Here is a 14287-nt window from a genome sequence, read left to right on the forward strand (position 1 = left end):
AGTAGGTCATCGTCAGGCTCTTACAGCCCAAACCGCCCTCCCACTACAACAGTGGGAGGGCGTTTTGCTTTGCAGCGATAACGCCGTATTTCATGCAGCTTCAGGACATTCTCTATTCGCAAGGATTCGGCACGCGCCGCATTTGCGCCGGCTTGATTCAGCAGGGCAGAGTTGCCATTCATGCGACAGGCACCCGAGAGCCCACGATCTGCCAAGACGCGACGCAGGATATTGATGTCGAAGGTTTGGTGTTGCGCGTTCAAGGAGTGGATTGGCCATACCAACCCAGGGCCTATGTCATGCTCCATAAGCCTGCAGGAACCGAGTGTTCGCAAAAGCCATCGGCCTATCCCAGCATCTACACGTTGTTGCCCGCTCCGCTTAGGCAGAGGCCCAGCAAGGGTTCTGTAGATGGTGTGCAGGCCGTGGGGCGCTTGGACCAGGACACCACCGGTTTGCTGTTACTCAGTGACGATGGGCAATTCATCCACCGCATGAGTTCGCCCAAAAAGCATGTGCCAAAGGTGTACCGTGTGACTGCCAAGCATCCGCTGACCAAGGAGCAGGTCGACCGCTTGCTGGCAGGTGTGGTGCTCGATGATGACCCACGCCCTGTGCGGGCGGCTGCCTGCGCGCTAGTCGACGCGCATGTGCTTGACCTGACCCTGACGGAAGGAAAGTACCACCAAGTGAAGCGCATGATCGCCGCGGTAGGCAATCGGGTGGAAGCCTTGCATCGGTCGCACATCGGCCGTTTGGCATTGCCGGCGGATATGCAGCCGGGGGAGTGGCGTTGGCTCGGCGAAGAGGAACTCGCCCTGCTGCGGTAGCGAAAGACAGACAAGTGGTCTGCGCCCGTCGCGATCCAATAGGCGGTTGCGTCAACGTCGCGCACATCGCGTCCGTTGTCTGCAAGTCACTTCTGTGAGTGATGTCCGAATGTTCGCAGGCGGGTACCCAATAGGAAGGGGAGCAGGGTGGTCAATCAGATGATGAGGCGCGTGGCATGCGCGTGGTGGGCTGCTTGGCTGGTGTGGGGAACGTCCGCTGGTGCGAGTGAGCCACCGGTGTTCGTTCTCAATTCGCTGCAGGCGGACATCAGCGTCATCGACCCCGCGACCTGGACCGAAATCGGCCGTATTGCCACTGGCAAGGAGCCGCACCACCTGTACCTCACGCCTGACGAGAAATCGCTGATTGTTGCCAACGCGCTCGGCGATAGCCTGACCTTCGTGGACCCGGCCACTGCGCAAGTGCAGCGTACGGTGCGGGGGATCGTGGATCCTTACCACTTGCGGTTTTCACCCGACATGAAATGGTTGGTCACGGCGGCCAACCGCCTCAACCATGTGGACTTCTACCGTTGGGACGGCAAGGAGCTCACGCTCGTGCAGCGCGTGTCCACTGGCAAGACGCCAAGCCACCTGTGGATCGATGCCGGCAGCCGCACGGTGTATTCGACCATGCAGGACAGCGATGAGCTGGTGGCCATCGATATATCGACGCAAAAGATCAAGTGGCGCACAAAGACAGGTGCCATGCCGGCGGATGTGTACGGCAGCCCCGACGGCAAGCATCTTTTTGTCGGCCTTACCGGCAGCGATAGCGTGGAGGTCTTCGATATTGTCGGTGAGCAGCCGCGCAGCGTGCAACGCATCAAGACGGGAGATGGCGCCCATGCCTTTCGCGCTGCGGGCGACGGCCGCCATTTGTTCGTGAGCAACCGAGTGGCCAATACCATCAGCAAGATCGACATGCAGGCGCTGCGCGTGGTGGATGGCTATCCGGCGCCCGGCGGGCCGGACTGCATGGATGTCTCGGCGGATGGTCGCTGGCTCTACGTCAGCGCCCGCTGGGCGCGCAAGATGCTCGTGATCGACACGGTGGAGCGCAAGGTGGCACGGGCCGTTCAAGTGGGCAAGTCTCCCCACGGCGTTTGGACACTCCGACATGCCAAGCGCTGAGCCACGCGGCCGCTCCCCCGGAGCACGGCGGAGGTGGCATATTTGTTGCACTTCAATTTTGATAGCTGTTGGCGCTTATCCAGCAAGCGCTACAGGCCAAAATGACTGCAAAGGCGCTGTGTACCTGACTTTTGACACTGGCCACATGGGCGTTGCGCATCTGGTGGCCGAGGTGCTTCAGCGCCAGCAGGTCAAGGCGACCTTCTTTGCCGCAGACGAACCGACTCAGACGGGCGGCAGCAGCCTGGATGGCTACTGGGCGCCCTGGTGGCGCGCGCGCGCTGCAGAAGGGCACGAGTTCGCATCGCACACGCTGCACCATGTGTACTGGCGTGCCGACCAGGGGACGCCGCTGCAGCCGCGGTTCAAGGTCAGACCATCGGCCGGTCCTCAGGCAGGTCAGGACCTGACGATGACGGGGGCGCAATACTGCGCACAGATCGATGGCGCTGCGAGCCGGTTGCGTGTCCTGACGGGCCGGGAGCCGCTCCCGCTATTCCGCGCGCCGGGCGGCAAGACCTCGCAGCGCCTGCTGGAGGCTGCCAAATCCTGCGGTTATACGCATGTGGGATGGAGTGCTGCGGGATTCCTCGGGGACGAGCTGCCCAGCGACCACTACAGCAATACGGCCCTGCTGGAGCGTGCGTTGCGCACCGTTCGTGACGGCGACATCCTGCTGGCGCATCTGGGCATCTGGTCACGCAAGGATCCATGGGCACCCGCTGTGCTGGAGCCTCTCGTCAAAGGCCTGAAGGCGCGGGGCCTGTGCTTTCGCACGCTGCGCGAGCATCCTGTGTACGGAGCACAAGCGCAGAGAAAATGACACAACGCCCGGCTATGCTGCCGCGCACCCACGCAACGCCACGGTGACTCATGTCAGGGCTGACCTATTTATTCGATACCGCGCAGCAATGGCTGTTCGAGACGCTGGTACAGCCCGCGCTCTTCATGCTGGGCCAGGCCAATGTGCTGGAGGACGGTTATGCCGCCACCGGGTGGCTGCTGGTGGGACTGCTGCAACTGGGGGTGATGGTCGCGGTGATCGGGCCTTTGGAGCGTTGGCGCCCGGTGGAGCTGTTGCGCGACCGTGATGCCGTGCACGTGGACATGCTTTACACGCTGATCCATCGCCTGGGTCTTTTTCGCCTGGCACTGTTCTTCACCACGGAGCCTCTGTGGAATGCACTGTTTGGCGCCCTGCGCGCCCATGGCTGGAAGACCCTGCAGCTGGATGCGCTCTGGCCGGGTGTCTCCGACTTGCCCGTCGTGAGCCTGCTGCTATACCTGCTGGTGTTCGACTTCGTGGACTATGGGATCCACCGCGGCCAGCACCGCTTTGAATGGTGGTGGAGGCTGCATGCGCTCCACCATTCGCAGCGGCAGATGACGATGTGGAGCGACAACCGCAACCATCTGCTGGACGATCTGCTGCGCGATGCCATCATCGTGTTCGTCGCGCAGTGCATTGGTGTGGCGCCGGGGCAGTTTGTCGCCATCGTGGCCCTCACGCAGCTCAGCGAGAACCTGCACCACGCCAACCTGCGCCTGTGGTTCGGCCAGGTGGGCGAGCGCCTGTGGGTCAGCCCGCGTTTCCACCGCATGCACCACGCCATGGGCGTGGGCCCTGAAGCTGCACCTGGGCAGGGAACCGATCAGCACCTGCATGCGGCAGTGCCGGGGGGCAACAACTTCGGCGTGTTGTTGCCGTGGTGGGACATGCTGTTCGGTACGGCCAACTTCGAGCATCGCTACGAGCCCACGGGCGTGCGCGACCAGGTGGAGGCGGACGCGGACGGCCGCGTGCGTGATTACGGGCGGGGGTTCTGGGCGCAGCAGTGGCGCGGCCTGCTGCGGCTGGTGGGACGGGCGTAGAGCGCCGATCGCGCTATGCTCGCGCGCATGGGGCTTTTCATCGATTCCTTCTGGCGCGCAGTGGGCTATTGCCTGATGCCGCGCGTCATTGCGCTGTCGCTGCTGCCGCTGGTGCTGATCACGGTGGTGGCGCTGGGCGGCGGCTATCTGTTCTGGACAACTGCCGTGGCCTGGACGCAGACGGCGCTGGAAAGCTCCACCTGGCTGGGCCTGCTGTGGGGGTGGCTGCACAACTTTGGCGTGGATAACCTCCCCGTGGCGCTGGCGCCGCTGCTGGTGCTTATGGGAGCCACGCCACTGATCGTCATTGTCTGCGTGCTCGCGGTGGCGGTGTTGATGGCCCCTGCCATCGTGACTCTGGTGGCGCAGCGGCGTTTTGCGCAACTGCAGCGCAAGCGGGGCGGTTCATTCCTCGCCAGCGTGCTGTGGTCTCTGGGGTCGACCATCGCGGCGCTCATTGCGCTGGTGCTGTCCATGCCGCTGTGGCTGGTCCCGCCGCTGGTGTTGATCCTGCCTCCACTCATCTGGGGATGGCTCACCTACCGGGTCATGGCCTTTGACGCACTGGCCGAACACGCGAGCAAGCCGGAGCGGCAGGAGATTTTCAAGCGCCATCAGCTCAGCCTGCTGAGCATTGGCGTGCTGAGCGGATTTCTAGGGGCCGCGCCCGGCATTGTCTGGGCGTCGGGCGTGGTGTTCGCAGCGGCGTTCCTCGTCCTGGTGCCGATCGCCATCTGGATCTATACGCTGGTGTTCGCCTTCTCATCGCTGTGGTTCACGCATTTCTGTCTGGCCGCGCTGCAACAGCTGCGCGAGCAGCGAGGCGAACGGCCGCCGGGCGATACGCCTGCAACCGCCGCGCCCGCAACGCCAGCGTCTTCTTTGCCATCCTCGTCTCAGCTGCAGGACAACCCATGACACCGGCTTTCGGCCTCATCATCGTTGGCGATGAAATCCTCTCGGGCAAGCGGGCGGACAAGCACCTCGCCAAGGTCATCGAACTGCTTGCGGCACGCGGGCTTGCGCTGTCCTATGCGGACTACGTAGGCGACGACCGTCCGCGCATCACGGCGGCGCTGCAGCGGGCCTTTGCCTCGTCGGACATCGTGTTCAGTTGCGGCGGCATTGGTGCCACTCCCGACGACCACACGCGCCAGTGCGCGGCGGCCGCATTGCAACGCCCGCTGGTCCTGCACCCCGAGGCCAAGCGCCTGATCACCGAGCGCATGCAGGATGTGGCACGGGAGCAGGGCGAGGCGTTCGACCCCGACCGCGCCGACAATCTGCATCGGCTGAACATGGGCGTTTTTCCTGAGGGTGCGCGCATCATTCCCAACCCTTACAACAAGATCCCCGGCTTCTCGTGTGACGGCCCTGGGGGCGGCATGGTGCATTTCGTGCCGGGGTTCCCGGTCATGGCCTGGCCTATGGTGGACTGGGCACTCCAGCATTACTGTGCCCCGTGGTTCAACCAGCAGCCGCAGATGGAGCGCTCCGTCGTGCTTTATGGCGCGATGGAAGCCGCGCTGACGCCGCTCATGGAGCGGATCGAGGCCGGACATCCGGGGATCAAGGTGTTCAGCCTGCCGAGCGTGGACCATCCGGTGCACGGGCGCCATGTGGAATTGGGCGTCAAGGGGGCCGCTGCCTTGGTGCCTGCCGCGTGGCAGGCGCTGCAGGAAGGTTTGCACCAAACAGGTGCATCCATGGGCCCTGAAATGGTGCGCAAATGGTAAGAAGGCGGACCACTTAAAATCCTGCACGCGTTTGGTGCGCCGTCGCAGGGCTCTGCGCCCGGCTTGCCCCGTACGGGTGTCCCCATTCGCTGGCACGCAAACTGCTTTTCTGTGCGCATCATTGTTGATGAGCACTTCTATCCCTGGAGAACCCTGATGGCCAAGACCGTTGCAGACGTGATGAAGATGGTGAAGGAAAACGAAGTCAAGTTCGTGGACTTCCGCTTCACGGATACCCGCGGCAAGGAACAGCACGTCACCGTGCCGATCTCGCACTTCGACGAAGACAAGTTCGCCTCGGGCCATGCGTTCGACGGCTCGTCGGTCGCCGGCTGGAAGGGGATCGAGGCGTCGGACATGCTGCTCATGCCCGATCCGAACACCGCCAACATCGACCCGTTCTTCGAAGAAACCACCATGATCATGGCATGTGACGTGGTGGAGCCGGCCGACGGCAAGGCCTACGACCGCGACCCGCGCTCCATCGCCAAGCGTGCCGAGGCGTACCTGAAAGCCTCCGGCATGGGCGACACGGCCTATTTCGGCCCGGAGCCCGAGTTCTTCATCTTCGACGGCGTGCGCTGGAGCACCGATCCCAACCACACCTTCTACGAGATCGAAGAGTACGAAGCCCCCTGGAATACCGGCGCCAAGCTCGAAGGCGGCAACCGTGGCCACCGTCCCACCACCAAGGGCGGCTATTTCCCCGTGCCCCCGGTCGACAGCACGCAGGACATGCGCGCCGAGATGTCCCTGATCCTTGAATCCCTGGGCATTCCGGTCGAGGTGTTCCACCACGAAGTGGCAGGTGCCGGTCAGAACGAGATCGGCACCCGGTTCAGCACGCTGGTGGAGCGTGCCGACTGGACCATGCTGCAGAAGTACGTGATCCACAACGTGGCCAACGCCTACGGCAAGACCGCCACCTTCATGCCCAAGCCCTACCACGGCGACAACGGGTCGGGCATGCACGTGCACCAGTCGGTCTGGAAGGACGGCAAGAACCTGTTCGCCGGCGACGGCTATGCGGGTCTGTCGGACTTCGCGCTGTACTACATCGGCGGCATCATCAAGCACGCCCGCGCACTGAACGCCATCACGAACCCTGGCACCAACAGCTACAAGCGTCTGGTGCCGCACTTCGAGGCGCCGGTGAAGCTGGCCTACTCGGCCAAGAACCGCTCGGCCTCCATCCGCATACCGTTCGTGGCCAACCCGAAGGGCCGCCGTGTGGAAGCGCGCTTCCCCGATCCGCTGATGAACCCCTACCTGGGCTTTGCGGCCCTGCTGATGGCGGGTCTGGACGGCGTGGAAAACAAGATCCACCCGGGCGAAGCCGCTACCAAGGACCTGTACCACCTGCCGCCCGAGGAAGACAAGCTGGTGCCCACCGTGTGCCACAGCCTGGACCAGGCGCTGGAAGCGCTGGACAAGGACCGCGCGTTCCTGACCAAGGGCGGCGTGTTCACCGACTCCATGCTCGACGCCTACATCGAGCTGAAGATGCAGGAAGTCACGCGCTTCCGCATGGCCGTGCATCCCGTCGAGTACGACATGTACTACTCGCTGTGATGGCAGGGGCTCAGGCCCCCGGCTGTTGTCAACAGGGCGGCTCCGGCCGCCTTTTTCTATGGGCGGGCTGCGTGCCGGGTGGACGGAGCACGGCAGCCCGTCGCACCAAAACCGCAGCGTTGGGCCGCCGCAATTGGCGGGTTGGAATGATTGGGGGATACTCACCGGCACCGCGCATGCCCGACGCATGCCATGTGAGGAACTCGATGAAAAGCACTTTGTTCGCCCTGACCGTTATCGCCGCCGTGCTGCAGCCCGCCTGGGCGCAGGACCGCATTTACCGCTGCGGCAACGAATACACCAACAACGCCACGCAGGCCAAGGAGCGCGGCTGCAAGCTCGTGGAAGGTGGCAATGTGACGGTGCTGCAGGGTTCGCGACCGGCGGCGGCCTCCTCGGGCGGCAGCGCAGGCGCCTCCGGTGCCAGCGCCAGCAGTTCGCCCGCGAACGCTCCGCGCGTGGGCGCGGCCGACCAACGTGCGCGCGACGCCGATGCGCGCGCCATCCTGGAGTCTGAACTGAGCAAGGCGGAAACCCGCCTGGCCGAGTTGCGCAAGGAGTACAACGACGGCTCGCCCCAGCGCACGGCGCTGGAGTTGCGCAACCCGCAGGGCTACATCGAGCGCACGGCCGAGCTCAAGGCCAGCGTGGCCCGGGCCGAGGCCGATGTGGCCGGCATCAAGCGCGAACTCTCGCGCCTGAACAAGTAAGCGCCGCGGTCCCTGCGTGCGGCACAAAGGCGCGATCATCCAAGAGCCCACCCCAACGGACCGCTACCAGGCGCTGGACCTCGTCTCCACGCTGATTGCCGTGCTGCACCCCGGCGGGGCGGCCCTCTTCGTCAACGCAGCGCTGGAAAACGCCCTGGGCCTATCGCGCCGCACGCTGGAAGGCGTGGACTTCGCCGGCCTGTTCACCGATCCGACCATCCTGCAGACGGCGCTGGCCGGCGCGCGCGGGCGCGACTTCGCGGCGCTGCGCTTCGAAGCCGTGCTGCGCCGCTCGCCGCAGGAGCCTTTGCCGGTGCACGCCAGCGTGGCGGTGGTGGAGCACAGCGGCGACGTGATCGTGGAGCTGTGGCCCCTGGAGGCGCAGGCGCGCCAGGACCGCGAGGAGCGGCTGCGCGAGCAGGCGCAGGCCAACAAGGAGCTGATCCGCAATCTGGCGCACGAGATCAAGAACCCGCTGGGCGGCATCCGAGGGGCGGCGCAGCTGCTGGAGATGGAGCTGGAAAGCCGCGACCTGACCGAGTACACCCAGGTCATCATCCACGAGGCCGACCGCCTGCAAAGCCTGGTGGATCGGCTGCTGGCGCCGCACCGCCACCCGCACCTCGTCGGCGATGTGAATATCCACGAAGTCTGCGAGCGCGTGCGCTCCCTGGTACTGGTCGAGCATCCGCAGGGCCTGGCCGTGTTGCGCGACTATGACACCTCCATCCCCGAGTTTCGCGGCGACCGCGCGCAGCTCATCCAGGCCGTGCTGAACATCGTGCAGAACGCGGCGCAGGCGTTGCACGAGCGCATTGCCGCGGGCGACGCGGTCATCACGCTGCGCACGCGCGTGGCGCGGCAGGTCACGTTCGGGCGCCAACGCTACCGGCTGGCATTGGAATTGCATGTCATCGACAACGGACCGGGCGTGCCCGAAGCCATCAAGGAGCGGATCTTCTATCCGCTGGTGACGGGGCGGGACGGGGGATCGGGACTGGGCTTGACGCTGGCGCAAACCTTTGTGCAGCGACACCATGGGCTCATTGAGTGCGAGAGCCAGCCGGGCCGCACCGACTTCCGCATCCTCATACCACTGCCTTGAGTCCCTGACACGCACGACCCCAACGGGTAAAGGTAAAGGGAGCTGGAACACATGAAGCCGATCTGGATAGTAGACGACGACCCTTCGATCCGCTTCGTCCTCGAAAAGGCCCTGGCGCGCGAAAACCTGCCCACGCGCAGCTTCACGCAGGCGCGCGATGTACTGGACGCGCTGGCCGACGTGGCCGCGGGCGACCCCACCCACCAGGGACCGCAGGTCCTGGTGAGCGATATCCGCATGCCGGGCGGCTCCGGCCTGCAACTGCTGGAGAAGGTGCGCGACCTGCAACCCGGTCTGCCGGTCATCGTGATGACGGCGTATTCCGACCTGGACAGCGCCGTGTCCGCCTTCCAAGGCGGCGCCTTTGAATACCTGCCCAAGCCGTTCGACCTGCCCAAGGCGGTGGAGCTGATCCGCCGCGCCGTGGAGGAGAGCCAGCGCGAGGAGGTCGCCGAGCAGCAGCTCACCGCCATGCCCGAGATGCTGGGCCAGGCACCCGCCATGCAGGACGTGTTCCGCGCCATCGGCCGGCTGAGCCAGAGCGTGGTCACGGTGCTGATCACGGGCGAATCCGGCTCGGGCAAGGAACTCGTGGCGCGCGCGCTGCACAAGCACTCGCCCGTGGCGGGTGGGCCCTTCGTGGCCATCAACACTGCGGCCATCCCGAAGGACCTGCTGGAGAGCGAGCTCTTTGGCCACGAGCGCGGCGCCTTCACGGGTGCGCAGACGCAGCGGCGCGGGCGCTTCGAGCAGGCCGAGGGCGGCACACTGTTCCTTGACGAAATCGGCGACATGCCCTTCGACCTGCAAACGCGCTTGCTGCGCGTGCTGTCGGACGGGCAGTTCTACCGCGTGGGCGGCCATGCCGCCGTGAAGGCCAATGTGCGGGTGATCGCCGCTACGCACCAGAACCTGGAGCAGCGCGTGAAGGACGGCGCCTTCCGCGAGGACCTGTTCCACCGCCTCAACGTGATCCGCCTGCGCCTGCCGGCGCTGCGCGAGCGCAGCGAGGACGTGGCCATGCTCACACGCTACTTCCTGCAGCGCAGCGCACGGCAACTGGGCGTGGAGCCCAAGCGCATCTCCGACGCGGCGCTGGCCCTGCTCACACGCTTTGCCTTCCCAGGCAACGTGCGCCAGCTGGAGAACATCTGCCACTGGCTGACGGTGATGGCGCCCGCGCAGGTCATCTCGGCGCAGGACCTGCCGCCCGAGGTGCTGGAGGCCACGCCGCATCCCGCCGCGCCGTTGCCCGGCGTGGCGGACGAGGTCGCCGCTGGCGCGACGAGCGTGTCGGCCCCCGCGCTGCCGCCTGCGCCGGCGGGCCCGCGCACCGACCAGGCTGCGGCCCTGGATGGCATGGGCTGGGAGCCCGCGCTGGTGAGCGAGGCCCAGCAGTTGCTGCGCAGCGGCCAGGCCGACGTGTGGGACGTGCTCACGCGGCGTTTCGAGTCGCGCCTGATCCGCACGGCGCTGCAGGCCACGCACGGGCGGCGTATGGAAGCGGCGCAGCGCCTGGGCATCGGCCGCAACACCATCACGCGCAAGATCCAGGAACTGGGCCTGGATGCGCACGATGATGAGTGAAACAAGGCGCTGGCGCTTTGAGGACAAGCGCTAGAAGCTATTGATTCGATAGCATAAGACCTTGTGGCGCGCATGCACAGCGTGCGCGTGAGTCCTACAGGCAGGGGATGCCGTCACCGACCCGATGGTGCCCGGGGGGCTTCAACAATGAATTCATTGTTCAACCAACCGGAGTCGATACATGTCGGATTTCAAGGATGCCAATCGTGACCCCCTGACCAATGAACCGGGGGCCCACCCCATCGGCACGGGCGTAGGCGCCGCGGGCGGAGCCGTTGCGGGCGCCGCCACGGGCGCCATCGGCGGCCCCATCGGTGCTGCTGTGGGCGGTGTGGCGGGAGCCATTGTCGGCGGTCTGGCCGGCAAGGCGGCGGCCGAGGCGGTCAACCCTACGGCCGAGGACGCCTACTGGCGTGAAACCTACCAGCGCGAACCGTACTACGTGACCGGCCGGGCCTACGAAGAATACCGCCCCGCCTATGAGCTGGGCTGGAGCGCCGCCAGCCGCTACCCCGGTGACTTTGAAACGGTAGAGCCCGAACTGTCGCGCGACTGGGGCCGCGCCCGGGCCCAAAGCTCGCTGGAATGGGCGCAGGCCCAGCCCGCCGCGCGCGCCGCGTGGGACCGCGTGCGCCGCAACCCCACGGTGACCGCGTCGGGCACCGCGGCAGGCGCCACGCTGATGGACAACGAGGACGTGGTGGACGTGCTGGACGATCTGCTGGAATGCAGCCGCGACGGCGAGTACGGGTTTCGCACCTCGGCCGATCGTGCGGATTCGCCCGAACTCAAGAGCCTGCTGGAGCGCCGCGCCCAGGAATGCGCAACCGCCGCCACGGAGCTGGAGAGTGCGATCCGCAGCCACGGCGGCGAGCCCTCCAGCGGCGGTACCATGGCCGGCGCGCTGCACCGCGGCTGGGTGTCGGTGAAGGCGGCGCTGAGTACCTATGACGACAAGGCCGTGCTGGAAGAGTGCGAGCGCGGCGAGGACGTGGCCGTGGCCCGCTACAACAAGGCGCTGGAAAACGCACTGCCACCCGCCGTGCGCACCCTGGTCGAGCGCCAGGCCCAGGGCGTGAAGCGCAACCACAACGAAGTGCGCGCGCTGCGCAACCGTTACCAGGCTGCGTCCTGATGGCCTTCAGCGCGGGCGCCTGTCGCCCGCGTTGGCCACCTCAGCCCAGCGACACCACGACCGGCGCGTGGTCGCTGGGCTGCGGATTTTTGCGCGGAGCGCGGTCGATGCGGCAGGCCGTCACGGAGGGACGCAGCGCAGCGCTGACCAGGATGTGGTCGATGCGCAGCCCGCGGTTCTTCTGAAACCCCAGCATGCGGTAGTCCCACCACGAATAGCTCTTCTCGGGCTGATCGAACAGGCGGAAGGCGTCGGTCAGGCCGAGCCCCAGCAGGTCCTGGAAGTGCTGGCGCTCCTCTACCGTGTGGTGGATGGTGTCCTTCAAGCCCACGGGATCGAAGGAGTCGCGGTCCTCGGGGGCCACATTGAAGTCGCCCACCAGCACCAGCCGCGGATGCGCGGCCAGCTCGGTGCGCAGCCAGTCGCGCAGCGCCTCCAGCCACAGCAGCTTGTAGCTGAACTTCTCGGTCCCCGGCGCCTGGCCGTTCACAAAGTAGCAGTTCACCAGGCGCAGCGGGCCTTCAGGCGTATCCAGCGTAGCGGCGATGACGCGGGCCTGCTCGTCGCCATGGCCCGGGATATTGCGCACCACGTCGCGCAGCGGCGTGCGGCTGAGGATGGCCACGCCGTTATAGGTCTTCTGGCCGAAGCACACCGCGTGGTAGCCCGCTGCTTCGAAGGCGTCGTGCGGGAATTTCTCGTCCACCAGCTTGAGCTCTTGCAGGCCAATGGCGTCCACGGGGTTGGCCTCCAGCCAGGCCAACACCTGCGGCAGGCGCACGGAGAGGGAATTGATGTTCCAGGTGGCGATTTGCATGTTTTTGGCCTCCAGCGCTTTTGCAGCAAGCGCAAGCAGCTATCAAAAATAGAGTGAGAAGTGCGCGGGCGTCAGCCGCGGCGCTCGAAGGTCACGAAGGCGTAGGGCAGGCCGCCCGCGCCCACATGGCTGCTGCGGGCCGTTTCCACCCATTCCGGTCCCAGGGCCGGCGCGTAGGCATCGCCCTCGTAGTCCTGCGCGATATCGGTGACCTCGACGCGCGCCGCCAGGGGCAGGGCCTGGGCGTAGATCTGCGCGCCGCCGATGACCCATGCCGTGGTGCTGCCGGACTGCTGGGCCAAGGCGAGTGCCTCAGGCAGGCTGGACGCGCGCTGGGCGCCGCTTTCCTGCCAGTCGGCCTGGCGCGTCACGACGATGTTGGCGCGGCCCGGCAGCGGCCGAAAGCGCGGGGGCAGCGAGTCCCAGGTCTTGCGGCCCATGATCACCGGGTGGCCCTGGGTGAGCGCCTTGAAATGCGCCAGGTCTTCGGGCAGGTGCCAGGGCATGGTGCCGTCCTTGCCGATCACGCCGTTGGCGGCGCGCGCGTAGATGAGGGCAGTTTGCATTGCTATTCGAATTGCAAATCGTCGGGCCAGATAAAGTAAGAGCCAAATTTTTTACTGAATTTGTACTCGCCACCTGCATCTTTACCCTTAGCCGTGAGGTGGGGCTTCCCATCTTTGAGTTCTAGATGCCCTGTGCCAATCAGACGTTCAATGAACTGAGCTGTTTTAAGGCCGTGTTTGGCTGCTATTTTGGATGAAGTTAATTTACTTCCCGGTTCTTCCTCTGTAGTTTCTTCGGAATCTTTTGAATTTATCCGCTCTAAAGATATTCTTACCTCTTCGCTGATCCGGATAATACGTTGAGCCTCTTCGTAGGCGTCGCGATAAAGTTCTGGATCATCGGTGCGATTAAATAAAACTCCCATTTCGTTATTATTGACTTGACTGAATTCATAGAGATTCAGGCTTGTTACAATGCAGAACGATTCGTTTATGTAGCATTTTGCGTGCAAATTTTTACAAAAGCTTGTGCGGATGTAAGTGAGGTCATTTAGCCAGGAAATTTCCTCAGGCTGGAGTTCGCTTTTTCCGTAAACGATTCTTACATCGATTTTAAGCCTGTTTTTGTCTGCTAGAAGCTCCTTGATTCGATCGTTAAGTTTTAAAAAAGGACTGATTAAAACTAGGCGATCTTTCGCATCTTTGATTAGTTCTTCTAGAAAATAATTGGTTGCGCTAGTGTTCAAAAACTTAGCCATTGATATTGCTTGGTATTTAAGTTAAGGATGCCCTGAATAACTCGAATGCGTAAGTGCTACAAGGTCACCGGTTTCAGATAGTGCGATGGATGGCGTTTAGCCTGGGTCTTCGCACCACTTTCCACGCCCTTGCGGGCCATCTGCACCGCCTTTGCGGCCATTTGCCTGATTTCAGGGGCACTCATCCCTGCGCCTCCAGCAATTGATGGCGCACCATCCAAAGATTGGACAGCGCAAACAGCGTCTTGAGCTGCAACGTGTTCTTCTTCAATCCCCGGTAGCGCACCTTGGTGTATCCAAACTGTCGTTTGATCACCCTGAAGGGATGCTCCACCTTGGCACGGATGCTCGCCTTGATCTTCTCCACTTGGTCTATCAGCGCGTCAACGGGGTTGTTCTCTTTGTCCAGCGCTCTGCGCTTGCCTGGACGCATCGCGATGTGCCAGGTGACGTCCTTCTTTGCATCCGGGCGCTTGTCTATACCTTGGTAGCCTGCATCACCAAACCCGTCTGTCTCCTGCCCGT

At 64.2% G+C, this 14287-nt stretch carries 16 protein-coding genes; 11 read left to right on the forward strand and 5 right to left on the reverse strand.

Going from position 1 to position 14287, the window contains the following annotated elements:
- Positions 1–92 precede the first annotated feature (92 nt).
- The 11 genes from OX89_RS17680 to OX89_RS17730 all read left to right on the forward strand — a co-directional run bounded on the left by OX89_RS17680 (position 93) and on the right by OX89_RS17730 (position 11681).
- Complete coding sequence (locus OX89_RS17680; protein ID WP_047351603.1) at positions 93–830, forward strand: 16S rRNA pseudouridine(516) synthase; 738 nt, start codon at positions 93–95, stop codon at positions 828–830.
- Between the two features lie 159 nt (positions 831–989).
- The gene (locus OX89_RS17685; RefSeq protein ID WP_047351604.1) at positions 990–1964 is read left to right on the forward strand and encodes a beta-propeller fold lactonase family protein; all 975 of its coding nucleotides are present in this window, start codon (positions 990–992) and stop codon (positions 1962–1964) included.
- Positions 1951–2787 (forward strand): polysaccharide deacetylase family protein, encoded by an 837-nt coding sequence (locus tag OX89_RS17690; RefSeq protein ID WP_123676578.1) that lies wholly within the window; start codon positions 1951–1953, stop codon positions 2785–2787. Before OX89_RS17685 ends, OX89_RS17690 begins: the two co-directional genes overlap by 14 nt.
- Before the next feature lie 50 nt (positions 2788–2837).
- Positions 2838–3836 carry a sterol desaturase family protein gene (locus tag OX89_RS17695; RefSeq protein ID WP_047351605.1) on the forward strand — a complete coding sequence of 333 codons (999 nt, stop codon included), beginning with the start codon at positions 2838–2840 and terminating at the stop codon, positions 3834–3836.
- Positions 3837–3863: 27 nt separating this feature from the next.
- Positions 3864–4754, forward strand: coding sequence for an EI24 domain-containing protein (locus OX89_RS17700; protein ID WP_234305600.1), 891 nt, complete (start codon positions 3864–3866; stop codon positions 4752–4754).
- Positions 4751–5572 carry a molybdopterin-binding protein gene (locus OX89_RS17705; RefSeq protein ID WP_011804620.1) on the forward strand — a complete coding sequence of 274 codons (822 nt, stop codon included), beginning with the start codon at positions 4751–4753 and terminating at the stop codon, positions 5570–5572. The genes OX89_RS17700 and OX89_RS17705 overlap by 4 nt, the downstream gene beginning before the upstream one ends.
- 156 nt (positions 5573–5728) lie before the next feature.
- On the forward strand, positions 5729–7144 hold the full coding sequence (gene glnA / locus OX89_RS17710) for a type I glutamate--ammonia ligase (protein WP_047351607.1): 1416 nt from the start codon (positions 5729–5731) through the stop codon (positions 7142–7144).
- 206 nt (positions 7145–7350) lie between these two features.
- A complete protein-coding gene (locus tag OX89_RS17715) occupies positions 7351–7854 on the forward strand; it encodes a hypothetical protein (protein ID WP_015912808.1) in 504 nt (167 codons plus the stop codon).
- Positions 7855–7888: 34 nt separating this feature from the next.
- Positions 7889–8959 carry a nitrogen regulation protein NR(II) gene (gene glnL / locus OX89_RS17720; protein WP_047351613.1) on the forward strand — a complete coding sequence of 357 codons (1071 nt, stop codon included), beginning with the start codon at positions 7889–7891 and terminating at the stop codon, positions 8957–8959.
- 51 nt (positions 8960–9010) lie between these two features.
- Positions 9011–10546: a nitrogen regulation protein NR(I) gene (ntrC, locus tag OX89_RS17725; RefSeq protein WP_047351608.1), complete on the forward strand. Its 1536-nt coding sequence runs from the start codon at positions 9011–9013 to the stop codon at positions 10544–10546.
- A gap of 181 nt (positions 10547–10727) precedes the next feature.
- The gene (locus OX89_RS17730) at positions 10728–11681 is read left to right on the forward strand and encodes a PA2169 family four-helix-bundle protein (protein ID WP_047351609.1); all 954 of its coding nucleotides are present in this window, start codon (positions 10728–10730) and stop codon (positions 11679–11681) included.
- A gap of 40 nt (positions 11682–11721) precedes the next feature.
- Here the strand turns inward: OX89_RS17730 and xth are convergent, their stop codons facing one another.
- The 5 genes from xth to OX89_RS17745 all read right to left on the reverse strand — a co-directional run.
- The gene (xth, locus tag OX89_RS17735; RefSeq protein WP_011804626.1) at positions 11722–12498 is read right to left on the reverse strand and encodes an exodeoxyribonuclease III; all 777 of its coding nucleotides are present in this window, start codon (positions 12496–12498) and stop codon (positions 11722–11724) included.
- A 71-nt stretch (positions 12499–12569) separates the two neighbouring features.
- Positions 12570–13064 carry a dihydrofolate reductase gene (locus OX89_RS17740; RefSeq protein WP_047351610.1) on the reverse strand — a complete coding sequence of 165 codons (495 nt, stop codon included), beginning with the start codon at positions 13062–13064 and terminating at the stop codon, positions 12570–12572.
- 2 nt (positions 13065–13066) lie between these two features.
- Positions 13067–13762 (reverse strand): phospholipase D family protein, encoded by a 696-nt coding sequence (locus tag OX89_RS18325; protein WP_011804628.1) that lies wholly within the window; start codon positions 13760–13762, stop codon positions 13067–13069.
- A 56-nt stretch (positions 13763–13818) separates the two neighbouring features.
- Positions 13819–13947: a hypothetical protein gene (locus OX89_RS19300; RefSeq protein WP_255352815.1), complete on the reverse strand. Its 129-nt coding sequence runs from the start codon at positions 13945–13947 to the stop codon at positions 13819–13821.
- The coding region (locus OX89_RS17745) for an IS5/IS1182 family transposase (RefSeq protein ID WP_047351611.1) at positions 13944–14287 on the reverse strand (344 nt) is incomplete at its 5' end. The genes OX89_RS17745 and OX89_RS19300, both read right to left, overlap by 4 nt.

Origin of the sequence: Diaphorobacter sp. J5-51, assembly GCF_001023515.1 — a bacterium.
Taxonomy (GTDB): Bacteria; Pseudomonadota; Gammaproteobacteria; order Burkholderiales; family Burkholderiaceae_C; genus Diaphorobacter; species Diaphorobacter nitroreducens.